The 24,756-nt window shown below is 44.1% G+C and carries 21 protein-coding genes; 6 read left to right on the forward strand and 15 right to left on the reverse strand.

The annotated features are described in order from the left end of the window. Position 1: 1 nt before the first annotated feature. The 6 genes from D2U88_RS10260 to bioA all read right to left on the reverse strand — a co-directional run bounded on the left by D2U88_RS10260 (position 2) and on the right by bioA (position 6,658). Positions 2 to 877, reverse strand: a complete 876-nt coding sequence (locus D2U88_RS10260; RefSeq protein ID WP_119640482.1) for a cupin-like domain-containing protein — start codon at positions 875 to 877, stop codon at positions 2 to 4. A gap of 59 nt (positions 878 to 936) precedes the next feature. Beyond that, the gene (gene bioB / locus D2U88_RS10265) at positions 937 to 2,034 is read right to left on the reverse strand and encodes a biotin synthase BioB (RefSeq protein ID WP_119640483.1); all 1,098 of its coding nucleotides are present in this window, start codon (positions 2,032 to 2,034) and stop codon (positions 937 to 939) included. A gap of 78 nt (positions 2,035 to 2,112) precedes the next feature. Further along, positions 2,113 to 3,552, reverse strand: coding sequence for a flotillin family protein (locus D2U88_RS10270; RefSeq protein ID WP_119640484.1), 1,440 nt, complete (start codon positions 3,550 to 3,552; stop codon positions 2,113 to 2,115). A 5-nt stretch (positions 3,553 to 3,557) separates the two neighbouring features. Further along, a complete protein-coding gene (locus D2U88_RS10275; RefSeq protein WP_119640485.1) occupies positions 3,558 to 4,133 on the reverse strand; it encodes a hypothetical protein in 576 nt (191 codons plus the stop codon). A 68-nt stretch (positions 4,134 to 4,201) separates the two neighbouring features. Beyond that, the gene (locus D2U88_RS10280) at positions 4,202 to 5,362 is read right to left on the reverse strand and encodes a beta-ketoacyl synthase N-terminal-like domain-containing protein (protein WP_119640486.1); all 1,161 of its coding nucleotides are present in this window, start codon (positions 5,360 to 5,362) and stop codon (positions 4,202 to 4,204) included. A 9-nt stretch (positions 5,363 to 5,371) separates the two neighbouring features. After that, entirely contained in the window at positions 5,372 to 6,658 is a 1,287-nt protein-coding gene (bioA, locus tag D2U88_RS10285) for an adenosylmethionine--8-amino-7-oxononanoate transaminase (protein WP_235855771.1), read from the reverse strand. A gap of 62 nt (positions 6,659 to 6,720) precedes the next feature. On the opposite strand from bioA, the gene D2U88_RS10290 reads away from it, so the two are divergent. Then, positions 6,721 to 8,196, forward strand: coding sequence for an ArnT family glycosyltransferase (locus D2U88_RS10290; RefSeq protein WP_119640488.1), 1,476 nt, complete (start codon positions 6,721 to 6,723; stop codon positions 8,194 to 8,196). Here D2U88_RS10290 and bioD read toward each other — a convergent pair. Genes bioD through D2U88_RS10305 form a run of 3 tightly spaced genes read right to left on the reverse strand, consistent with a single transcriptional unit; the run spans position 8,188 to position 10,336 of the window. After that, positions 8,188 to 8,802 (reverse strand): dethiobiotin synthase, encoded by a 615-nt coding sequence (gene bioD / locus D2U88_RS10295; protein ID WP_119640489.1) that lies wholly within the window; start codon positions 8,800 to 8,802, stop codon positions 8,188 to 8,190. The two genes, D2U88_RS10290 and bioD, sit on opposite strands and share 9 nt — an antisense overlap. Further along, positions 8,799 to 9,185 carry a putative signal transducing protein gene (locus tag D2U88_RS10300; protein WP_119640490.1) on the reverse strand — a complete coding sequence of 129 codons (387 nt, stop codon included), beginning with the start codon at positions 9,183 to 9,185 and terminating at the stop codon, positions 8,799 to 8,801. The genes bioD and D2U88_RS10300 overlap by 4 nt, the downstream gene beginning before the upstream one ends. After that, a complete protein-coding gene (locus tag D2U88_RS10305; RefSeq protein ID WP_119640491.1) occupies positions 9,182 to 10,336 on the reverse strand; it encodes an aminotransferase class I/II-fold pyridoxal phosphate-dependent enzyme in 1,155 nt (384 codons plus the stop codon). The genes D2U88_RS10300 and D2U88_RS10305 overlap by 4 nt, the downstream gene beginning before the upstream one ends. Positions 10,337 to 10,399: 63 nt before the next feature. Between D2U88_RS10305 and D2U88_RS10310 the strand changes: the two genes are divergently transcribed. Beyond that, positions 10,400 to 12,196: a M61 family metallopeptidase gene (locus D2U88_RS10310; protein WP_119640492.1), complete on the forward strand. Its 1,797-nt coding sequence runs from the start codon at positions 10,400 to 10,402 to the stop codon at positions 12,194 to 12,196. Continuing rightward, positions 12,197 to 12,727, forward strand: coding sequence for a GNAT family N-acetyltransferase (locus D2U88_RS10315; protein WP_119640493.1), 531 nt, complete (start codon positions 12,197 to 12,199; stop codon positions 12,725 to 12,727). It abuts the gene before it with no gap. A 50-nt stretch (positions 12,728 to 12,777) separates the two neighbouring features. On the opposite strand, the gene D2U88_RS10320 is transcribed toward D2U88_RS10315, so the two are convergent. The 6 genes from D2U88_RS10320 to D2U88_RS10345 form a co-directional block, all read right to left on the reverse strand. Next, positions 12,778 to 13,056, reverse strand: coding sequence for a F0F1 ATP synthase subunit delta/epsilon (locus D2U88_RS10320; RefSeq protein WP_119640494.1), 279 nt, complete (start codon positions 13,054 to 13,056; stop codon positions 12,778 to 12,780). A gap of 83 nt (positions 13,057 to 13,139) precedes the next feature. After that, positions 13,140 to 14,648: a F0F1 ATP synthase subunit beta gene (gene atpD, locus D2U88_RS10325; RefSeq protein WP_119640495.1), complete on the reverse strand. Its 1,509-nt coding sequence runs from the start codon at positions 14,646 to 14,648 to the stop codon at positions 13,140 to 13,142. A 162-nt stretch (positions 14,649 to 14,810) separates the two neighbouring features. Then, a complete protein-coding gene (locus tag D2U88_RS10330) occupies positions 14,811 to 17,639 on the reverse strand; it encodes a TonB-dependent receptor (protein ID WP_119640496.1) in 2,829 nt (942 codons plus the stop codon). A gap of 208 nt (positions 17,640 to 17,847) precedes the next feature. Continuing rightward, positions 17,848 to 19,695 (reverse strand): glutamine--fructose-6-phosphate transaminase (isomerizing), encoded by a 1,848-nt coding sequence (glmS, locus tag D2U88_RS10335; RefSeq protein ID WP_119640497.1) that lies wholly within the window; start codon positions 19,693 to 19,695, stop codon positions 17,848 to 17,850. A gap of 130 nt (positions 19,696 to 19,825) precedes the next feature. Beyond that, positions 19,826 to 21,649 (reverse strand): DUF4270 domain-containing protein, encoded by a 1,824-nt coding sequence (locus D2U88_RS10340; protein WP_119640498.1) that lies wholly within the window; start codon positions 21,647 to 21,649, stop codon positions 19,826 to 19,828. 5 nt (positions 21,650 to 21,654) lie between these two features. After that, positions 21,655 to 22,464: a glycogen/starch synthase gene (locus D2U88_RS10345; protein ID WP_119640656.1), complete on the reverse strand. Its 810-nt coding sequence runs from the start codon at positions 22,462 to 22,464 to the stop codon at positions 21,655 to 21,657. Positions 22,465 to 22,566: 102 nt separating this feature from the next. On the opposite strand from D2U88_RS10345, the gene panC reads away from it, so the two are divergent. From panC to D2U88_RS10360, 3 genes are read left to right on the forward strand one after another with little or no spacing between them, the layout of a single operon-like run. Then, complete coding sequence (gene panC / locus D2U88_RS10350) at positions 22,567 to 23,415, forward strand: pantoate--beta-alanine ligase (protein WP_119640499.1); 849 nt, start codon at positions 22,567 to 22,569, stop codon at positions 23,413 to 23,415. A gap of 12 nt (positions 23,416 to 23,427) precedes the next feature. Continuing rightward, entirely contained in the window at positions 23,428 to 23,778 is a 351-nt protein-coding gene (panD, locus tag D2U88_RS10355; RefSeq protein WP_119640500.1) for an aspartate 1-decarboxylase, read from the forward strand. A 2-nt stretch (positions 23,779 to 23,780) separates the two neighbouring features. Then, a complete protein-coding gene (locus tag D2U88_RS10360; protein ID WP_119640501.1) occupies positions 23,781 to 24,746 on the forward strand; it encodes a lysylphosphatidylglycerol synthase transmembrane domain-containing protein in 966 nt (321 codons plus the stop codon). Positions 24,747 to 24,756 lie beyond the last annotated feature (10 nt).

Genomic DNA, 24,756 nt, shown 5'->3' on the forward strand with positions numbered 1-24,756 from the left:
CCTAGTTCCACTTTTGGGTCATCAGCCTTTGGGTACGTAAAAGGGCCTGTTCATTTTTCCAATCGATCCATTGCTGGCCTTTCATCTTGCGCATCAAGCTATCAAAATGGCGCATCACGAAAATATTATACACTGCCCTACTTAAGTTTTTGGGTTTTTTGGCAATGGAACGTAAACTCATGGAAAATCCTGGGGTCACATACTTCATGTAGTGCCAGTACCCTTCCGGTATGTACAGCACATTTCCATGCTCCAAGTCCGCAATATGGCCTTTGGCATGTTGCAGTGCCGGCCATTTGTCCAGATCAGGATTGTCAAAATCGATATCTTCCCTGGTAATCAAGGAATGTGGCACCTTGTAGAGATATTTGGTTTCTTCCTGTGAAAAAAGGATACATTGCTTTTTTCCTTCAAAATGAAAATGGAAAATATTGGCCAAATCAATATCGTAATGCATGAAGGTATAGGAATCTTCCCCGCCAAAGAACAGCATGGGCAAGCCTTTCATCAATTTCAATCCAAAATCGGGATAGGTAAAATCCTTTTGAAGTTCTGGAACCTCTTTAAGAACATTCCAGAGAAAAATACGGTATCTCGTTGGGCCGCTTTTCAACAAATCCACGTAATCCGACATCTTCATTCTGGCATGGGGCTCGTTAAAACCTTCATCATGTTTTACTGGCCGATCATCGTAAAGGGGTACTTCCTTATCGCCAGCTACCTGTTTCATATACTCCAGGTTCCATTTGGAATAGGCTGGCCAATCCTCAATAAACCTTTCGATCACAACAGGTTTTTGGGGCTTGAAATAGTTTTGGATAAATTCCCTTTTCGAAAGGGTCTTTTCCCTAGGTATCTGTTCAAGGTTCAGCTTCAAGATTTCAAGGAATTATGAACCGCTAAATTACTAAAACGTTTTGAAATGGTTAACTCGCCTCAACTTTTGGAAACAACCCCTTTTTCCTTGGCCAATTCGTTCCTTTCGATGGTATGGCCTGGTCTCGACCATTTTGGTTTTTCTCCCAAGGATGCAAATTGGGAATCGGCAGCTTCCACAGTTTGTGGTTGTGAAATCTTGATAAAGGGCTTTTGGGGTGTCAATCCCAATTGTTTGAACATTTCCATATCCTCATTCACATCAGGATTGGGCGTGGTCAACAATTTATCCCCAGCAAAAATGGAATTGGCACCGGCAAAAAAGCAAAGGGCCTGTCCTTCCCTGGTCATTTCCGTTCTTCCTGCAGATAGGCGTACTTGGGTTTCCGGCATTACGATTCGGGTTGTAGCCACCATTCGTATCATTTCCCAGATTTCTACAGGTTTTTGGTCTTCCATTGGAGTACCTTCCACAGCTACCAGTGCATTGATGGGAACCGATTCAGGTTGTGGGTTCAAGGTGGAAAGGGCCACCAGCATACCGGCACGATCCTCCTCACTTTCGCCCATACCGATAATACCACCACTACAGACCGTGACATTGGTCTTACGCACATTTTCGATGGTCTGCAAACGGTCTTCGTACCCACGGGTAGAGATTACTTCCGTATAATATTCCTCAGATGTGTCGAGATTGTGATTGTATGCATACAAGCCGGCTTCAGCCAAGCGTTTGGCCTGGTTTTCGGTAACCATACCCAAGGTACAGCAAACTTCCATATCCAACTTGTTGATGGTGCGTACCATCTCCAACACTTGATCAAATTCGGGACCGTCCTTTACATTTCGCCATGCGGCACCCATACAAACCCGTGAACTGCCTGAAGCCTTGGCACGCAAAGCTTGGGCTTTCACCTGTTGCACGGACATCAAATCGTTTCCTTCCACATTGGTGTGGTAACGGGCCGCTTGCGGGCAGTACCCACAATCTTCTGGGCAACCACCTGTTTTAATGGAAAGCAGGGTGGAAACCTGCACGGTGTTGGGGTCGTGATGTTGCCTGTGGATGGTAGCCGCTTCGTACAGCAACTCCATCAAAGGCTTATTATATATGTCAAGGATTTCTTCCTTGGTCCAGTCGTGTCTTGTCTGATTCATGAATCAAAAATAGTCTATAGAACAGAAAAACCGAAGGTTGACCTTCGGTTTTCTTTCTTTTCCATTGTTAAATTCCGACTATTCCTCTTTGTTATCTTCGGATTCCTTGGAAGGTTTTGTCGGTTTTTTATCGCTTTCGATGGCCTTCACATCCTTGCCTTTCAAATATTCTGGAAGATCCATTCCTGCCATGTTGAACATCTCTTGCAAAGGAGGAACCGACTTGTACATTCCCGAAATAAAATTGGCAGTGGAATTCTTGCCGTCTTCAGATTTGGTGCCAGAATCCCAAACAGTGACCTTATCGATCTTGATGTTTTTGATGGCCTCGGCTTGTTTTTCAACCAATTCCGGTAATTTATCCGCAATGAGCAACAACACGGCATCTTTCGGATTATTACCGGCAGCCTTCACGATCTTATCCAAACCTTCGGCCTGCTTGGTCAATACCTCAAAAATACCCTTGGCCTCCGCTTGGGCCTTGAACAGGATCGCATCCGCCTCACCCTTGGCTTTTCTACGGATCATTTCCGCTTCCGCCTCGGCCTCTATCTCCACTTTTTGCTTATCGATTTGGGCGGGAATCACAATATCCGCCATTTGGGAACTACGCTCCCTTTCTGCCCTGGCGATCTCCGCATCACGCTCCGCGGAATAGGATTCTTCCAACGCCTTTGCAGCCTGTACTTTTTCAGAGGCAATAGCGGTTCTTTCAGCCTCAGCTTCCCGTTGACGACGTAGCGAATCTGAATTGGCAACATTAATTTTTGCCAAGTTTTCCCCTTCCACCGCTTTGGCATTGGCCGCCGCTACTTGGGAACGTTCGTCTTGCAGGGCATTGGCCTCACCAATGGCTCCATCCCTATTTTTCTCCGCTACCGATTTTCTGGCGGCGTTGATAGCGTGGGCGGCAGCTTCTTTACCCAAGGCTTCGATATAACCTGATTCATCAACAATATCGGTAATGTTCACGTTGATGAGTTTTAGACCCACTTTCTTCAATTCCGACTCCACACTTTGTGAAATGTTGGTCAGGAACTTATCCCTATCGGCATTGATTTCCTCAATATCCATGGAGGCTACAACCAAACGCAACTGACCAAAAATGATTTCTTTGGCCAATTCCTGTACTTCCTTCAAACCAAGTCCCAAAAGTCGTTCTGCGGCATTCTGCATCACGCCAGGTTCCGTAGAAATACCAATGGTGAAACGTGACGGTACGTTCACCCGGATGTTCTGCCTACTCAAGGCATTGGTTAAATCAACTTCGATGGAAATTGGAGTCAAATCCAAGAATTCGTAATCCTGGATGACCGGCCAAACAAAGGCCGCCCCTCCATGGATACACTTTGCTGAATTTCCGGTTCCCACTTTACCATAAACCACCAAAATCCGGTCCGATGGACATCTTTTATACCTCCGGATAAAAGAGATAATGATGATAAAGAAAAACAGTATGGCGAAACCAATGGCCAGTAATGTGGCCCCTCCGCCCATTTGTAATGGTAGTGTTAGCATGCTGATTATTTATTTAAAAGATTAACGATCAAAATTCCGGTGTCGGTCACATCTTGGACCTTTACCACATTGCCCTGTACTAGGTCCTGACCTTCATCGGTAAGGGCCTGAAGTTCCCTTAAAGTACCCTGGACATTTACAGAAACCTTTCCAATCCGGCTACGGTTGGCTCCGATGGTAAGGTACACTTCGCCTATTTGGTCCACTGCGTTTTTAAGGTTAAGGGTACCACTGCTCTGCAGCTTGGCCAAATAGTAGAACAGGGAGGCCATGGCCAACATCATCAGCAATCCACATACCACCGAGATAAAAACAGTAAGTCCGGTGGAAAGACCATTCTCCATGCAGGCAATCCCCGACCACCCAAAAATGGTAAAAAAGCCCATCAGGTTCTTAAGGGACAAAAACTGAAAATGAATTCCAGTATCCGCTTCAATATCGGTATCCACGTCGCCCATATCGTCCACATCGCCACCAATAAGTGTCATGAAAACGAGCACCAATAATATGGCAGAACCTGCAATGGCAACAATCCAATAAACTTTCTCAAAAAGCGTCAGAGCCGCAAACCAATTTTCCATGGCAACAAAATTTAAAGTTGGTACTAGATGTTAAGATAAGACTTTGAGCGGATAATTAGTGCCCAAAGTTATCTTTTGGAAAGCAAAATCGACACGGCGTTACCCCCAAAGCCTACGGCGTTAACCATAACTTTTTCAATGGTTTTTGGAAGTGCTTCGTAAGTGACGAACGGAATGGGTATGGGCCTCTGGTGGTTAAGCATCAAAACAGCCATTTCCAAGCTGAGCAAGCCAGAAGCTCCGAAGGTGTGACCTACTTTCCACTTATTGGTAGTCAAAAATGGTATTTTGTTACAGAACACCTTTTGAATGGCGTTGAATTCTGATTCATCGCCTTTTATGGTACCTGGGGCATGCATCACCACGGCATCCACTTGGGAGGGATCAAGAGTACCCAAGGCCATTTGCATGGAGTCTTGAAAACATTGGGCATCCGTACTTATGGACACGCTGTGCTCCAAAGGTTCTGTGGCATACCCAATACCTTCTATCACGGCCAAGGCATTGGATTTATTGCCTTTTTCCAAACAGGCAAGTCCCGCAGCCTCGCCCAACACCATGGTGTTCCGGTTTTTATCCAAATCCATAGCTAAACAGGGATAATCGCTTTTTTCTCTGGAATACACTTTTAATGCCTGCATTTGTGCAATCGTGAAAGGGGTCAGGGGTGCCTCACTGCCTCCCACCAAAAACTTATCTGTCATGCCACTTTGGATCCATGCCACGGCATTCAATACTGCATGCAATGCCGTGGAACAGGTAATGGAATGTGAAATTTCGGGGCCTTTTGATTTTAAATCATGGGCAACCCAAGAGGAAATATTCCCCAAGGTTGTAGTGGGAGAGGAAAGTGTTGATGATTTTCCCTCATCCAAAAACGCTTTATGATATTTTTCAAAAAGGGAAGTGGCCCCTCGGGACGACCCTATGTTGATACCAAATTGGGAGCCTTCGGCCCAACCTGTATGGGCCACAGCCTTTCGGGCCGCATAAATGGCAAACAGCACCGTATCGTCCAAATGCCTATACTTGGTATCGGACTGACGCAAATCCTCGATTTTTAGCTTGATGGATTCCGGTAATTGCGAAACCCAAACCTTTTGTTCCCCGATATTGGCCTCGGAGAAAAAATGTTCATTTTGGTTATAGGAATGCCAAACCTCGTCTTGGGTTTCTCCCAAAGCAGAAATCGATGACAATGCAGTTATGGAAATGGGTTCTTTGAGCATAACCTTGTTTTATACCAATCCAACAACAGACCTTATCGCACCATAAATCCGTTCCATTTGTGGTTTGGTGGTCACATAAGGGGCCAAAATGTAAATCGTGTTGCCCAGAGGCCTCAAGAAGACCCCTTGATCCATGAAGTGTTTAAAAAGTTTGTCCCTCAAATTACCGTAACGCTCCATTTGCACATTAAGATCCAGGGCATAGATTACCCCCAATTGCCTTGTATTAGCCACTTGAGGATGGTTTCTTATTTCCTCATCAAACGCGCTATGCCATTCCGAAATGTCTTTGATGTTCTGTTGAATGGCATCGGTCTGGAGCAGTTCCAAGGCTGCCAGAGCTGCGGCACAGGCCAGCGGATTCGCCGTGTAGGTATGTCCGTGGAACAAGCCTTTGGCCTTTTCATCACTATAAAAAGCCATGTACACCTCTTCTGTACACGTGGTCAACCCCATCGGAATCAGTCCTGCCGTAAGTGCCTTGGACAGACACATGATGTCGGGTTGGGTCTCCAAATATTCCGATGCAAAATTCTTGCCTGTCTTGCCAAAGCCCGTCATCACCTCATCAGCGATCAACAGCACTCCGTTCGATTTGAGCAATGCGAGTATCTTTTCCAGACCTTCGGCATCGTGCATTTTCATGGCAGCGGCTCCTTGAACCAAAGGTTCGTAGATAAATCCGGCCAAGTTGTTGTTCTTCAATCGCTTCTTCAACTGGGCCAAAATGAAATCGATATTTTCCGGTGTTGGCACTGGGATCCGCTCCACTTCAATAAAAAAATCCTCGAACGGGCCATTGTAAACAGAAAGCCCCGAAACCGACATAGCACCAAAGGTGTCGCCATGAAATCCTTCTTCAAAAGCCAGCAATACATTGCGTTTTTGACCCTTGTTGAAATGGTACTGCAACGCCATTTTGATGCCCACTTCGGTAGCCGTGGAACCGTTGTCGGAAAAAAACAGCTTTTGTTGATTCTTAGGTAGAATTTTGACGAGTTCCTCTGAAAGCCGCACGGCTGGCTCATGGGTAAAACCACTGAAAACCACCTGGTCCAAGCTTTGCATCTGTTCCATTACACTTTCCAGAATAAATGGGTTGCAATGCCCATACATGCACGTATACCATGATGAAATGCCATCTACATATTCCTTTCCATCCTCATCATACAGCAAAGCGCCCTGGGCTTTTGTTATGCCCAACATTTCCGGATGGGTCTTATGCTGGGTCAGGGGGTGCCAAAGGTGTTTTTTATCCCTTTCCGACAATTTTTCCAGTGCTACGGAATCTCTCAAAACATTCAATTTATCTATATTGCAAAGATGATCATTAATGACCAATAAAACCGACCCAGACCATGCATAATCCATTTGTAATTCGAGACTATGAAGACCTGAATTGGAAACGGGTCCTTTTTATTTTGGTGTTGGTGGCCCTAATAATCCGGTTTCCATTCTTTTTTAGGGATTATGTGGATCGTGACGAAAGTACCTTCATCATCATGGGACAGTCATGGGCCGATGGGCATTTGCCCTATACCCAACTTTGGGACCTAAAACCGCCCGTCACCTTTTTGTTTTTTGCTTCGGTCATCAAAATATTTGGACAGAGCTTTATTGCGATACGATTGTTCGGTTCGTTGATGGTCGCCATCACTGCGTTGTTCACGTATGGCATTGCCTCAAATATCACTTCCAAAAAAATTGCTTTTTGGGTGGCCCTGTTCTGTGTGTTTTTCCAAAGTCTTTTTGGCAGTCTGCAGGGGGTGATGTCCGAACATATCTGTACCCTCTTCTTTGTGGCAGGAGTGTATCTGTTGTTCTGCAGACCACGCTGGTATTTGTTTTTGGTTTCGGGGCTTCTTTTTGGGTTATCCATCATGTCCAAATTGAACATGGCCTATCCCGTGTTTGTGGTGGGATTGTTTTTGTTGTGGGAAGGATTCAAACAACGAAAAATAGCTTCGACCATTGTAAATTTGGCCCTAATGGTCTTGGGCACTTTTTTGATTGTGTTGCTCACGGCGTTACCCTATTACCTTGAAGGAAATACGCAAATTTGGTGGCAATCCATTTTTAAGGCCCCTATGGCCTATTCCGAAGGAAAATTCCATTCACCACTGAAAACCATGCCTTTTTTGGTTGTAATCTTGGGTTTGCTCGCTGTTGGATTTAAAACCAACCTGATCGATTACAAGTCTAGGGGACTACAATTATTGACTGCGGTTACCCTTGGCATCCTGCTGTCCTTTATGCAGGCCGGAAAGGTGAACGGGCATTACTTGATCCAATTGTACCCCTTTATTTTGATTCCCATGGGCATGGCGGTTGCCAAACTTCCCCCGCTTCAGAAAAAATTTAGGCCTGTCATCATTGTATTGCTTCTTTTGATTCCGATGGAATCCTACTTGGAATATGCCAACATCATTTCCAACAAAATAAAAAAAGGGTCATTTTTTAATGGTGAAGGGGTAGATGTTCCCCGTTATATTACGGACCATCATCTGGAAACCGAAAACATTTTCTTTACCGAATACCATATTGGCTACTGGGTTTTAGGTGTATCTCCACCCACAAAGGCTGCCACACATCCTAGCAATATTACCCGTGAAGAGTTGTTCCCTTATATGCAAAATCCAAGACAAACAGGAATGGAGGAACTGCGATACATTATGGAAACCATTCAGCCCAAAACCTTGGTGGCACGAAAAGGCAAGGAAATCTTCGATAAAAAATTATTGGAGTACAATGCCTATATCGATACCTATTTGGCGGAACATTATACTTTAGTGGCAACGGTGGATCGTGGCCTTATTTATCAAAGGCTAAAATGATAACAGTGCTTCGTGAAATGCTGCAGCGTACTTTTTGACTACTTCTTTGTTAAACTTTTTCTCCTCATTGATTCGGCCTAAAAAGACAGCACCGGTTTTTTTCAGGATGATTTCCTCGGTCGTAGGATGTTCGTTACCGCTGAAAATGATTCCGATCGCGACGCCTTTCTGTTGCAATTTTTCAATGGTCAATAAGGTGTGGTTGATGCTCCCCAGATAATGTCTAGACACGACGATTACTTTGTAATCGGGTTGGATCAGATCATAAATGGTATCGGTCTTGTTCAAAGGTACCAACAATCCACCTGCACCTTCGATTACCAAATCGTTCTTTGTGGTTGGTGGCACAATTTTATCCAACTGAATGGAAATACCATCAATGTCCGCAGCGGCGTGCGGGCTCATGGGCGTGTTCAAAGCGTAGCTATTGGGATGTATCACCGTACGATCATTGGATATCAAGGCTTCAATTTTATGGCTATCAGAGTGATTAAGATCTCCTGCTTGTATGGGTTTCCAATAATCCGCTGCAAGGGCTTCCACCACAATGGCGGAGGCTACGGTTTTACCTACTTCAGTTGAAATTCCCGTTATAAAAAATGTCATCTTGGGTATTTTATGATAAAATTGCACTGCATACATTTATACTTCCTCGGTTCGAAAAAAGGAAATAGCTTAAAGAAAATCGTATTTCTTGAGTAGTAAATTTCAGATTTTGCGGCCTTACAGTTTGGACAAAGGATGGGGTTACCAAAATCGTCCGAAGCATATCTCCTCACCTCATCATAAATTTGCTTAGCCACTTCCTTATCGGCAGAATATACCTGAAGTTTTACGCCACCAATGGCAGTACTGATCAGTGGGTCAGAGTTGATGGTCGCTTCATCACGAAGAAAAACAGCAATCCCTTCTGATTCCAGCTTTCCTTTGATGATAAGGGCATCCGCAGGAAATTCAAAAGTGGCCAATGTGTAAAACTTGGTCTTCATCCTTCCATAAGGTTTTTCAACAGGGACAAAATTCGTGAAATTTCTTCTTTTGTATTGAAGGCATGCAAGCAAAACCGCAAACGTTCGCCTCCTTCCTTAACCGTTGGGGAAAGGATGGGTTTTACATCAAACCCTTGTAATTGTAACTCCCGGGCCATGTGCTTCACTTTTGTGTTTCCTGGTATAATGGCACAATGAATGGCCGAATTACTTTGGATAAACCTTTCAGAAAGCTGTAATCGTACTGATTCAGATTTAAAAAAACTGATATTCTCCTGTAAAGATTGAATTACGGGTTCACCCTGCTCTTTTAAATACTGATACGCGGACAAAACGCTGACTACCGCGTGGGGGGAAAGGGCCGTGGTATAAATAAAACTTCTTGAAAAATTGACTAGGTACTCTTTCAAGGGTTGGCTTCCAAGAATTGCGGCCCCATGACACCCGATGGCCTTGCCGAAGGTAATGAGCCTTGCAAAGACCTCATTTTGGAGTCCCAATTGGGAAACCAAGTCCCTTCCTTGTCCAAAAATGCCTGTGGCATGCGCCTCATCAACCACTAGAAAACAATTCTGTTCCTTGCACAAAATGGCCAGTGATCGTAAATCCGGGGAATCTCCGTCCATGGAAAAAATGGATTCTGTGACCACATAGATTTCCAATTCACTTCTCGACTGCGCTCGAAATGCCTTTATTTTTTGCTCTAAATCCTGAAGGTCATTGTGGGCGAACTTATAACTTTTGGCATGTCCCATTTGAATACCGTCCCGAATGCTGGCATGTGCCAACTCATCATATAGCACAATATCGCTACGTTGGGGAACGGATGAGAAAAAACCAATATTGGCATCGTATCCCGAATTGAAGACCAATGCCGATTCTGAACCATGATGCCTGGTCAAAAAATCCTCTAGCTGATTATACAGTTTATGGTTCCCTGTCAACAATCTAGACCCTGTGGCACCGTTCTTTGGGGAAACATTCTTCACTAACCGCAATGCCTTTTTGGAAATTTCTTCGTTTCTGGCCAATCCCAAATAGTCATTGGATGAAAAATCAATCAAATCGCGCTGTGCCGGCAAAAAACGCAATGCATTCCCAACCTCTCTTTCGGCCAATTTGGATTGTAACTTTTTGGGCAGTTTCTCCATAAAGCAAATGTAGTACTTACAGTTTTTAAACTGTATCTTAGTCCTTCTTAAACCTTACTGAAAATGAAATTCACTTTCTCTCTTGTCTCTCTATTCTTTTGTTTTTTACTGAGCGCACAGACCAACTCGTATACCATTTCCTTTGAAAATGCGGTACACCACGAAGCCGTAATTGATGCCACTTTCCCAGACCTGAAATCGGAAACGGTGGCCTTTCGTATGAGCAGGAGCTCTCCTGGCCGGTATGCTTTGCACGAATTCGCCAAAAATGTATACGGTTTCAAGGCTACGGACAGTAAAGGCAATGCATTGAAAGTGACCCGCCCCAACCCTTACGAGTGGTTGGTTTCCGGTCATGACGGTACCATCAAGATCGAATACATTTTGTTCGCCAACAGGGGCGGGGGTACTTACTCACAGGTTGACGAAACCCATGCCCATTTGAACATTCCGGCTACATTCATGTTCGCTCCGGCATTGAGCGACCGTAAAATTGAGGTCACCTTTGATGTTCGGGAAGACCTGGATTGGAAAGTAGCTACGCAATTGCCTTTGGTTTCCGGCACAACATATTCGGCTCCTAACCTGTGCTATTTTATGGATAGCCCCACAGAGATCAGTAATTATATGCTTCGTTCTTTTGAGGTGGATGGAAAAACCATCAATCTGGCATTACACCATAATGGAACGGAGGAAGAAGTGAACACCTATTTTGAAAAAGTGAAAAAAGTGGTCCTTGCCGAGAAGGAGGTATATGGCGAGCTCCCTGATTATGATTATGGCAACTATACTTTTTTGGCCTGTTACATTCCCAACGCCTCGGGCGATGGCATGGAACACCGCAATTCTACCATTGTCACCAGTACCCGTAGCTTGGCCGATGGTGGCATGGATGGCAATATTGGTACTATTTCCCATGAATATTTTCACTCATGGAATGTGGAACGCATCCGACCCAAATCGTTGGAGCCCTTTGATTTTGAAGCGGCCAACATGAGTGGCGAACTTTGGTTTGCCGAGGGTTTTACCAGTTACTATACCGGATTGATCTTGTGTAGGGCCGGACTGATCACGCCCAAGGAATACGTGGAAGGCTTGGCAGGCACCTTCAATTATGTGTGGAATTCCCCTGCCCGACAATTTTTCAATGTGATTGAAATGAGCTATCAGGCACCATTTGTGGATGCTGCTACCTCGGTAGATCCCGTAAACAGGGAAAACACTTTTATTTCTTACTATTCCTACGGAAGTGTATTGGGACTGGCATTGGATCTTTCCCTTCGGGAAAAAGGCCTTAATTTGGATGATTTCATGAAGTCTGTTTGGGTAAAATACGGAAAGACCGAAATTCCCTATACCCTCGAAAATTTGCAGGCGGCATTGGTTGAATTTGCAGGCAAATCCTTCGGTGATGATTTTTTCAACAATTATGTGTACCAAAGCAATATGCCCGATTACACTCCATGGTTGAACGCTGCCGGGGTACTTTTGGAACAACCGATGAATGAGCCTTATTTTGGGGCATACGTCTCCATTGATGCCGAAGGTTCACAAGCCACGATTTTGAGGAACACCAAAATAGGAAGCCCTGCCTATAAAGCGGGATTGGACCACGGTGACATTATCCTGAACATTAATGACGCCCCTTTAAATACAGATCAAAAATTTGAGGATTACCTGAGCCAATTTGAAATGGGAGTTCCCTTGAAAGTAAATTTTACAAGGTTTGACATACCAAAAACCACTACCATTGTCCTGGAACCCAACCCAGATTATTCGTTCAGTTTGATGGAGGACAAGGAGCAAAAACCATCCAAAAAGATGTTGGAACATCGCAAGGACTGGCTCAAAGTGGAGTAGATGATCTTCTATAAGCAGGCATCAACCTTGGAGGAGTTGGAACAGATTCTGGCCCTTCAACAACAAAATTTACCTAAAAATATTTCCTCCGAAGAACGGGAAAAGGAAGGCTTTGTCACTGTAGAACACACCATGGATATCCTGAAGGCCATGAACGATGTCTGCGGACATATCATCGCTGTTGAAGATAATCAAGTTGTGGGTTATGCCCTTTGTATGCATCCCAAATTTGCCGATGAAATTGAAGTGCTCAGACCTATGTTCGAGGAAATCAACAAGGTGGTCAAAAGCCAAAATGGATATATGGCGATGGGGCAGGTCTGTGTAGCTAAAAGCCATCGGGGAAGGGGAGTATTCCGCAATTTGTACCTTACCATGAAAGAAAAGCTCCCAGCAGGTTTTGATACCATTATCACTGAAGTGGATGGTAAAAACACAAGGTCTTTGGCGGCACATGCTACCATTGGATTCAAAACAATCAAAATCTATCCTTCTGGGGAAAAGGAATGGCATCTGATCGTTTTACAATAAAAAAGCCGCTCCAAGGAGCGGCTTTTTTGTGTGAATGAATTCATTTTGTTTTAGTCGGCCAGCACAATGATCTTGTTGTCCTTCATTTCAACGGTACCGCTGTTGATCGCCAAGATGGTCTCTCCATTGCTTCCCTTTGAAAATTTGTCCTGAAAGGCTTCATCAATGGTGATATTGCCTTTTACCTTCACATTGCCTTCCTGCAAAAGGGATACGATCGCTGCGTGGTTTTCCAACATCTGGAATTCCCCATCAACCCCAGGTACGGTAACCGAGGTTACTTCCCCTGCGAACAATGTGGCTTCCGGTGATACGATTTCTAAGTACATATTCTCTTGTCATTCCCGTGCAAATGGGAATCTTTTAAAATTTGACTTTGCTATATATGGATTCCTGCTTTCGCAGGAAGACATTACGCTTCGGCTAACATTTTCTCTCCAGCCTCTATGGCTTCCTCAATGGTTCCCTTAAGGTTGAAGGCGGATTCTGGCAAGTGATCCAATTCACCGTCCATGATCATGTTAAATCCTTTGATGGTATCCTTGATGTCTACCAATACCCCTGGGATACCGGTAAACTGCTCGGCCACGTGGAAAGGCTGTGACAAGAAACGTTGTACACGTCTTGCCCTACCTACGGCCAATTTATCCTCTTCAGAAAGTTCTTCCATACCCAAGATGGCGATGATGTCCTGAAGTTCTTTATAACGTTGCAACAACTCTTTTACGCGCTGTGCACAATCGTAATGTTCTTTTCCCAAAATGTCCGGGGTCAAAATCCTGGAAGTGGAATCCAATGGATCCACAGCTGGATAGATACCCAACTCGGCAATTTTACGGGAAAGTACGGTAGTGGCATCCAAGTGGGCGAACGTGGTCGCTGGCGCTGGATCCGTCAAGTCATCCGCAGGTACGTAAACCGCCTGTACAGAGGTAATAGAACCTCTTTTTGTTGATGTAATCCTTTCTTGCATGGCACCCATTTCAGTGGCCAAAGTAGGTTGGTACCCTACCGCAGAAGGCATACGTCCCAAAAGGGCGGATACCTCTGAACCTGCCTGTGTAAAACGGAAAATGTTGTCCACGAAGAAAAGTACGTCCTTTCCTTGTCCTTCACCGGAACCGTCACGGAAATATTCCGCGATGGTCAATCCTGACAGCGCCACACGGGCACGGGCACCGGGAGGTTCGTTCATCTGACCGAACACGAAGGTAGCCTTGGACTCCTTCATGGCTTTTTTATCTACTTTGGAAAGGTCCCATCCCCCTTCTTCCATGGAGTGCAAGAAATCCTCACCATATTTTATAATACCTGATTCCAACATCTCACGAAGCAAGTCGTTCCCTTCACGGGTACGCTCCCCAACACCGGCAAATACGGATAGACCACCGTGACCTTTTGCGATGTTGTTGATCAATTCCTGGATCAATACGGTCTTTCCTACACCGGCACCTCCGAACAATCCGATTTTACCCCCTTTTGCATAAGGCTCGATAAGGTCGATTACCTTGATCCCAGTAAAAAGTACTTCGGTAGAAGTGGAAAGATCTTCAAATTTTGGGGCTTCCCTGTGAATGGGAAGTCCATTGCTTCCAGTTTTAGGTAGGTTTTCCATACCATCGATGGCATCACCGATCACGTTGAAAAGTCTTCCGTAAACGTCCTCTCCGATTGGCATTTGGATTGGGTTTCCGGTAGCGACTACTTCAACACCTCTGCTCAATCCGTCGGTGGAGTCCATGGAAATGGTCCTTACGGTATTTTCACCAATATGCGACTGTACTTCCAATACCAATTTGGAGCCATCGGCTTTTGCAATTTCAAGGGAATCGTAAATCCTTGGGATCTCTACCCCTGATTCAAACTCAACATCAATGACTGGGCCTATAATTTGGGCAACCTTACCTGTAACTTTAGACATTAGTGTGTTTATTTTTAATTGAATACGAAGAAAAAAACCGTTTTTTTTCCGGCTGCAAAGATATGCTTTTACATTTTTATTCAGAAACTGATTTTCGCTTTTTTTAAAAGAAAAAAGGCACTGAAAAAATCAGTGCCTTCCTTTATCTTTTTTTACTGCCAATTAAGGGTTTATGGTCCAAGATAGATAATAAATGGAACCTATAAAACCTGTACCGATGGCGGTGTAGTATTCATCTCCCAAAATATTGGAGCCACCCACCTTGAAGACGGACTTCATGGATGGTACGGCATAGTTGATCTGTGCATCCAAAACCGTAAAGGCAGGAATGTCACCATCTGCGAAGGAAGCTTCCCAGTAATAGCTGTCGCTCCATCTGTAGTTTACATTAAAACCAAAATTCTTGAATAGATTGGTATTACCAAAATGGGCCTTTACCTTATGCTTAGGTGTGTTAAAGTTGGTCCTTAAATCTGGATAAAGCCCTCTGTCAATATCCAATTCTGCATAAGTATAGTTTACGCCTAGGTCAAAATTACCCAATTTGGTATCCACGCCAATGGTTCCACCAAAGGAATTGATATCCGCATCAGAGTTGGTATAAGTTTGGTAAATTCGATAATCTCCATTCCCTAGGGCTTGCAAGGCTCTTTGCTGTTGAACAGGATCTACATCTATGGTATTTCCCTCTGAATCAACATTGCCCGGCACACCATCAATTATACCCTTTGTTTCACCATAAAATGGTACCGCAACTGCAGTGTTGGCCAAGAAGCTGGAATACTTGTTATAATATCCGCTCAAATCGATAGTAAACTTTCCTATCTGGGCTCGATATCCTGCTTCAAAAGCGGTAATCTCCTCAGGTTTTACCAAAGGTGTTTCTACATAACTAGGAGCCCCAGCTCCCAAAGAGCCAGTTGAAAAGGCATTTTCGTAAGCAGCTCGACCCACTATTTGTACCATTGTGGGTTGTCCAAGATTATCTTGAGCGGCTTGGCTTACATTATAAGTTCTTATATCCCTATCCAAATTGGAAGGGGCAGATCCCACCAATACGGCAGAGCCAGCATCCAATCCAATAAACAGATCCTGTGTAGTGGGGTTCCTGAAACCTTGCTGGACGGAAACCCTAATGTTGTGGTTCCTATCTTCCCCCGCAGTATAGGCCAAGGAAACCCTTGGAGAAACAAAACCATCGAAAAACTCATTTTTATCGTAACGGGCAGAACCAGTGAATTTCAAACGGTCATCCATAAACTTCTTTTGAAGCTGTACATAGGCACCATATTCATTGTAAGAAATAGGACCATCAATATCCGTAAAGATGGTTCCTTGTGAGTTCAACACATATTCACGGAAAGAACCTCCCACTTGAAGATCGGCCCAGTTATCGATCAAATGGGCAAAATTGTAATTACCATTGATATGCCTGAATTTGGTCTTGTCGATAAACTTGGCCCCAGTGGTCAAATCCCCATTGTTGATGACTTGGTTAAAGGCACTTTGGAAAGCCGCCGTACCAGGCATCAATCTTCCAGTGTCCGCTGCTTGTCTCGCGGCAACATGTGCCTGTGTAGAGGACTGTTCAGGCGTAAGGCCACCTTGCTGAATGCCCCCTAAGTAAGCTGGAATGTAGGTAGATGCATAATCGGTAAACCATTGAACATCCGATTTCCAAGCCCTGTTCACGTTGATGGCGGCAAATCGGGTGTCGTAGGCATCCCCTGAATTTTCGGAAACGATATATCCCCTCAAAAAGAAATTCTTGTTCTTAAGTTCCAGCTTATGTTGTTGCATGGTGAAACCACTTACCGCATAACGGTTGGCTCCTTGGTAAATGGTGGTTCCCCTACCTATTCTGCTATTCAGGATAATCTCAAAGTCATCGGCGAAAGGACGAATGTGAACAGCAAAATCCGCTTTTACACTTTCCGCTCCATAATCGGCCAAAACGGCTTCGTCATATCCCGTTCTTGATACCACGGCAGAACCAACTGTTCCTGTGGGCAATCCAGCCGCCGCATCAAAATTCAACGTTGTTGATACCTCATCACCATAAACATTCAATCCGTTATAAGCTGGGTTGGAACGATCCGAACCCGGGTTGTTCAAATCCACAATGCTGTTGGCATGCCAATCCTCACCCGTCAATACAGAAAGATTGGCCTTTACGGCAATCCTATCACTGAAGGCGTGTGCCGCCCTTACACCAAAATCCTTATAAAAATTGTTCCCAGCAGCATCCTGTACGGTTACCCCTCCCTTGAAATACGCACTGATTCCTTGAAAGTCAAAAGGGTTTTTACTGTTCATGAAAAGGATACCGTTGAAGGCACCTGCACCATAAAGTGCGGAAGAGGCACCAGGCAGGATCTCAACACTCTGCACATCCAATTCGGACATCCCCACCAAGTTACCCAAAACAAAGTTCAATCCTGGCGCGGTATTGTCCATCCCATCTACCAATTGCAGGAACCTGTTGTTGGCAAAAGTGGCAAAACCCCTTGTGTTGATGGATTGGAATGTTAAACTGTTTGTGTTGATATCCACTCCTTTCAAATTTTGGAGTCCTCCATAAAAGGATTCGGCCGTAGTGTTCTTGATTTCTTTGAGACCGAATCGTTCCACAGAAACAGGCGATTCAAAAATACGTTCAGGTGTTCTGGAAGCCGAGATCACAATTTCATCCAATAAAGTATTGGCCTCTTTCAAGGTGATGGACAAAGTTTGGTTATTGGATGTTACGCTGGCCACAAAATCGGAGAAACCGATACTGGTAAAGCGCAATTGGAAGGGTGGTCGTTCCGAAGTGTTAAAGGTAAAGTTACCGTCGAAGTCCGTGGTGGTACCTTCTGCTTTACCTACCAAAACCACATTGGCCCCTGGAATGGGCTCGTTATTTTCGTCAACTACTTTTCCCTGTATGGTGGTCTGGGCATAGGAGATAACACCTAGCAGCATCAGGGAAATGAACATGAGTCTTTTCATCATCTATGGATTAGAGTTAATTTAGTTATATGTACAAGTCAAGTAATGGAAATGGAAGATACATTATTTTCCATTTCCATGATACAAATATGAAAAAAATTATGCGTGCATAATACTTTTTCGTTAAAAATCCATGAGATAATATACGTATTTAATAAAAAAAGTGCCCAAATGGGCACTTTCAAATTTAATATCTTGATTTTTTAAGTTACTCCACAGTAACCGATTTTGCCAAATTCCTAGGCTGGTCCACATTACAACCCCTCATTACGGCAATATGATAAGAAAGCAACTGTAAAGGTATTGTTGTTAATAAGGGCGAAAGGCTTTCAGAAGTTTCAGGAACCTCTATGACATGGTCCGCCAATTCCTTAACAGATTGGTCACCTTCCGTAACGATGGCAATGATCCGCCCCTTTCTGGACTTAATTTCCTGTATATTGCTGACCACCTTCTCGTAGTGTCCCTTTTTAGTGGCAATGACCACTACGGGCATCTGCTCGTCTATCAAGGCAATGGGGCCGTGCTTCATTTCTGCAGCAGGGTATCCCTCGGCATGGATATAACTGATTTCTTTCAATTTAAGTGCTCCTTCCAAAGCCACCGGAAAATTATAACCCCTACCCAAATAAAGACAGTTAGGGGATTCTTTGTATATATAGGAGATTTCTTCCACCACAGGATTGGACAACAAAGTCTTCTCCACTTTGGCCGGAATTCCCTCCAACTCTGCCAAATACTCATGATACTTGGATTGTGAAAGGGTTCCTTTTTCGTATGCCAGTTTTAGGGCAATCAAGGTCAATACCGTTATTTGGGTCGTGAATGCCTTGGTGGATGCCACTCCGATCTCGGGTCCGGCGTGGGTATAGGCACCGGCTTGGGTTTCCCTGGCTATGGATGAACCCACAACGTTACAGACCCCGAACACAAAAGCTCCCTTCTCCTTTGCCAGTTTAATGGCCGCCAAAGTATCAGCCGTTTCTCCAGATTGGGAGATGGCAATAAGCACGTCCTTTTCAGTGATGACGGGGTTTCTATATCTAAATTCAGAAGCATATTCGACCTCAACAGGTATACGGGCCAAATCCTCAAAAATGTATTCGGCAACCAGCCCTGCGTGCCATGAGGTTCCACAGGCCACAATAATAATACGGTTGGCATTAAGGAATTTTTCCAAATTTTGGTCAATTCCCGCCATTTTTATGATTCCCTTATCAGCCAAAAGTCGCCCACGATACGTGTCCAGAATAGCCCTGGGTTGTTCATAGATTTCCTTGAGCATGAAATGGTCGTACCCCCCTTTTTCTATTTCCTCCAGGTTCAATTGGAGTTCCAAAATATTGGGATATGCTATGGCATCATCCTTGATCTTGCGTAATTTGATTTCCTTACCAATACGCACAATGGCCATTTCCTCATCTTCCAAATACACTGCATTGTTCGTGTATTCGATAAATGGCGAAGCATCGGAAGCAATGAAGTATTCGTTTTCTCCTATACCAATGGCCAAGGGACTTCCCAATTTGGCCACTACGATTTCATCTGGCTTGTTTCGATCAAAAACTGCAATGGCGTAAGCTCCAACCACTTGGTTAAGCGCAATCTGGACCGCCTTACCCAGTTTAACCCCTTCCTTTTTCTTTATTTCTTCTATTAAGTTGACAAGCACTTCGGTATCAGTATCTGACTCAAAAGTGTATCCGCGTTTGATGAGTGCTTGTTTGATGGCATCATAATTTTCGATGATTCCATTATGGATAATGACCAAATCTCCAGAATTGGAATAATGGGGGTGTGAATTGACATCGTTAGGAACACCGTGCGTAGCCCATCTAGTGTGGCCAATCCCCAACTTTCCGGATGTAGGAATTGATATTTCTGCCTTTTTCTTTAGATCCTCCACCTTTCCTTTTGTCTTGGAGAGATGGGTGTTTTCTCCATCGAACAGTGCTATTCCTGCACTATCATAACCTCGGTACTCCAATCTCTGGAGTCCTTTAATAAGAATGGGATAGGCTTCCCGATGACCTATATAACCTACAATTCCACACATAAGCTTTTCTTTTAGTTAATGTCCACTATTGGGGGGTAAGTGGTCATCAAATTTATAATCTATACGTGTAAATTTATAAATATGGTTGTTTAAAACGATGAAAGTCCAGATTTCATCTATCAGCAGTATCTTAATTGGCCTCGGTATAAAATATTTCCAATTTCAACTTCTTGGCTTCTTCCCCTGCCTCCACATTACTACCATAAAGTATGGTTCCCAATGGACTTACGGTTGACATAACTGGATAGTACACTCCTTGCATACCACTGTCCACTGCCTCCCGAACATTGGGAAAACCAATATTTGAGGTCATGGTCAATGCCAATTTGGCATTTGTGGAATCCCTTACAATAATGTTGTTGATGTGCTCGGTTATCCTTATAGTATATTTGATTCCCAGGTCATTTTCCTTTTCAAGGATTCCATCATGATTAAGATAATACCTTAGGGGGTTCGTTGTTGTCGCCGTTGTGCCAATTTCATTAGACACATCATATAAAGGCATACTTGTCTCTCCATTGTACAAATACAATCTTGGTGGTTCCACTAGCTCTCCTGCCATATCCAAGGTTTCCCTATCCACATAAAACACCAAGTTGGCCTCATTGATCACCCACTTTTTGGATTTGATCTGATTGATAATCTCTGCTCCGCCGTTTTCAGCTTCGTCAAACAATCTGATCTCTGCCAGGGTAACTCCTCCTTTCACATAGATCCTGGAAGCGTTTTCCCCATTATCCAAAGCACTGGCAATATCCGACGGAAGCACTTCATTTTCAAATACGTTGACTGCATTTCCAACAATTCCGGTTGTGCTGTTGCTTGTCAACAAACTCAGCACAAAATTCTTTTCGGCCGTTACAGTATCCTCGGCTTCGGTATCATAATCCTGATACTCATAAGTAATGGTAATATTGGCTTCGGTCAAATTCAACAGGAACATCAGTTCATCCATGCCGGTTCCCGTGAGATAGATTCCTCTGAGAAAATTTTTAAAGTTGGACTGATTCAACAACTCAGCTTCCCCCTCTTTATCCAAAATGTTCTGTTGAAAAAAATCCTTATCCAATGGTACGCGTATCCCAGGATTGAGTCTAGTGTCCACTTGGGTAGATTCGTCCACATCCTCCGTATCTGGGTCATCTTCCTTGAAGAAAAGGATATCTTCATTATTGATGGTCACCTCTCCGTTGAAAAGGGTTTCCCCTATAAAAGCTGAAAAATCTTGGTTGGAATAGTACTCTTGGGCCTCTTCAAAGCCCGTATTGGGATCCAAATCCCGAAGAAAGTAGTTCGATCTTGAAACAGTCAGGTTAAAGGTCTTGGTCCTATCCCCATAAATACTATCCAAGTCGAATCGTTTTGGGTAGCTATTGGCCACAAAGTTGTCGCCAGTTCCATCCTCATTGGGGTCAAATGGATTGGAACCTAGAATTCTTTCTTGGTTATCCGTTACACCATCACCATCCCAATCGGAGTTGGGGTCGTTTACATCATCCCCACTTTCAAACTCATCATCCACACCATCCCCGTCGCTATCGGCAGAAGGTGGCAATTGAAAAGGAATGTACAAATATACCTCCTTTACGGTCTCGTTTTCCACAACAGTAGATGCACTGTCATCCGTTTCTGCCTTGTCTTCAGAGGCTTGGGACAAATCCCCAAAAGTAACCGGGGTGCCGGGCAAATTGAGCTGCGATATAATGCTAGCTTTCCTCTTTCCATACACGGGATCGTTATACGTTCCCAACTGGTATAATGGCAATTTATTGGTCTGCACGGCCGTAATGCCTTTGTTAAAGGCAAAAACATCATATTCTACCTTCCCTGTGGTAAAGGGCTCTCCCGAAACCACTCCTTCGCCAATGGTATCCAACTCATCATCACAAGAAGCCATCAGTAGAAACAAAGTTCCAACCATGGCCGAAACTTTAAAGATCTTGGAAAATCTCATGCAATTTATTTTAAAACCTCTGTTTTATAGAAATTAGTGTATGCCTCTTCCGCTTCTTGCAGCGTAACGTAGGGCAGAACAGGTTTGGAAAGATTGTCGATATACTCCTTTAAATCCCCCTCCAATTCATCCGAGGCTAAAATAACAGCATCGGAATGATCTACGGCAACCTTTAACAAATTATTATAGTCGGGCTGCACCAGAGCCGAGATTTCATCTTTATCAATACCATCAAAAGCAATTTTGTTGATCATTTCCATATCTAGGTTCCCCTCAAAACCTTTACCATATACGGAGGTCACGATCCTGCTGTCTGCGAACAAAGGTTCATCGGAGTAATATTTTCGTAGATAAAGCGGCAATAAAGAGGCCATCCAACCGTGTACGTGGATAATATCCGGTGACCAGTTCAATTTTTTGACGGTCTCCACTACGCCCTTGGCAAAGAAAATAGCACGCTCATCGTTGTCAGGGAAAAGATTTCCTTCCGAATCCCTAAAAGTGGCCTTCCGCTTAAAATATTCATCATTGTCAATAAAATAAACCTGGATCCGTTCCCTAGGAATGGACGCTACCTTAATGATTAAGGGCATGTCCATGTCATTAATGACCAGGTTCATCCCGGATAAACGTATTACCTCATGTAATTGATGCCTTCTTTCATTGATATTCCCGTACCTTGGCATAAAAATCCGTATTTGCCCCCCGCTGCTATTGACCATTCGTGGCGCTTCGTACGACATTAAGGAAACTGGATTCTCTGGGAGGTATGGGACTAATTCAGAAGATACAAACAATACCTTTTTACCATTCATAAACACTTTCTTTTGTTTATCTGAAAAACGTAGCTGCAAAAGTACAAAAATTATGCTGATTACCAGTATTTATAGTATTTTTGCACGCCTTTAAACCTTGAGATGCATTTATTTGACCGCAAAAAGGAGCTTGTTTCGTACCTGGAAGGGGAACGAAAAAAAAACCGTACCATAGGCCTTGTACCCACCATGGGGGCCTTGCACACGGGGCATATCTCCTTGGTCAAAAAAGCACTTTCGGAAAATGATTTGGTCGTGGTGAGCATTTTTGTGAACCCTACCCAATTTGATAAAAAAGATGATCTTGAAAAATATCCCAGAAGTTTGGAAAGGGATATCGATCTCTTGAAAACCGTATCCAAAAAAATTGTGGTCTTTGCCCCGACCGTGGATGAGATCTATGGCGGTCACGTAAAATCGGAATCCTATGAGTTCGATGGGCTGGACAAGGTCATGGAAGGGGAATTTAGGGCCGGGCATTTTAATGGGGTCGGGACCATTGTAGAGCTTTTGCTCAGAACCGTGGCCCCTAACAAAGCCTATTTTGGCGAAAAGGATTTTCAGCAGTTGCAGATTATCAGGAAAATGGCCGAGATCAAAAAACTCCCCTATACCATTATCGGCTGCCCCATTGAAAGGGAACCGCACGGATTGGCCATGAGTTCCCGTAATGAAAGGCTATCCAAAACGACTAGGGAACAGGCAGGGTTTATCCATGAAACCCTTCAGGCAACCAAATCAAAATTTGGCACGGAAAGTGCAACAACCATCGCGGATTGGGTAAAATCCGAATTTGAAAAAAATCCTGCGTTCAACCTGGAGTATTTCGAGATAACCGACGAGGCTACCTTGACCCCCATGTTAAAAAAACAGGACAACCAAAAATACAGGGCGTTTATTGCCGTTTATGCAGACGGAGTTCGCTTAATTGATAATCTAAGATTGAATTGATAATTTTGCACCATGCAAGTAGAAGTTGTAAAATCTAAAATTCACAGGGTAAAGGTAACCGGCGCCGACCTTAATTATATTGGAAGCATCACCATTGACGAGGACCTGATGGATGCCGCCAACATTATTAGGGGCGAAAAGGTACAGATCGTAAACAACAATAACGGTGAACGATTGGAAACCTATGCCATTCCCGGGCCAAGAGGTTCTGGGGAACTTACCCTGAACGGTGCCGCCGCCAGAAAAGTGGCCGTTGGCGACGTGTTGATCCTGATCACATATGCTTGGATGGACATTGAGGAGGCGAAAGTCTTCAATCCAGCATTGGTCTTCCCGAACGAAGCCACCAATTTACTCAACTAGTCTTGGGCAAATCCCTTAAAAAATTCCTGAAGATTTTTGTTCCCATTGCCTTTGGGCTCTTTTTGGTGTGGTATTCCTATAACTCCACCACGCCCGAAGAACGAAAGGAAATCATCCATTATATTTCCAATGCAAGCCCCTTCTGGGTGAGCATATCGGTGATCATTGGAATTTTAAGCCATGTTTCCAGGGCCATCCGTTGGAATTATCTTTTGGAACCCATGGGCTACAAACCCAAGATCATCAACAATGTGTTCATAGTCCTGATCTCCTATTTTGCCAATTTGGGCATTCCCAGATCGGGAGAATTTTTAAGGGCCACGGCATTGACCACCTATGAAGGCGTCCCCTTTGAAAAAGGTTTCGGCACTATCGTTACGGAAAGGGTCATCGATCTTTTGATGTTGTTGCTTATCATTATGGTCACCTTGGGGCTGCAGACCGATATTATCCTGTCTTTTTTGGAAGAAAAAGGGGTCAACCTGATTGGTGCCGCAGGAATTTTGACCGTGGGTATCGTTGGACTTTTTATAGGAACATACATCATCCGAAGGTCCAAATCTCCTTTTGCCAATAAATTGAAATCTTTCTTGAATGGCTTGCTGGATGGCGTGCTCAGCGTCTTCAAAATGAAGAAAAAATGGCCGTTCATTTTTCATACCCTCTTCATTTGGGCTGCCTATTTTGGCATGTTCTGGGTCATCAAGTATACCGTAACCGAAACCATCCCACTTTCCTTGAGCGAACTCTTGGTCGGGTTCGTATTTGGTGCCTTCGCCATGTCTACCACCAATGGGGGAATCGGCCTCTATCCCATTGCAGTAAGTGCGGCATTGGGCATTTATGGAATCTCTTCCGTTTCTGGCGATGCTTTTGGTTGGATCATGTGGATCGCGCAGACCTTAATGGTGGTCATCTTCGGTACAATATCCTTCATAGTATTACCGTTATTGAATAGAAATCGGTAAACCCCGACCA

This window comes from Flagellimonas aequoris (assembly GCF_003584165.1).
Lineage (GTDB): Bacteria > Bacteroidota > Bacteroidia > Flavobacteriales > Flavobacteriaceae > Flagellimonas > Flagellimonas aequoris.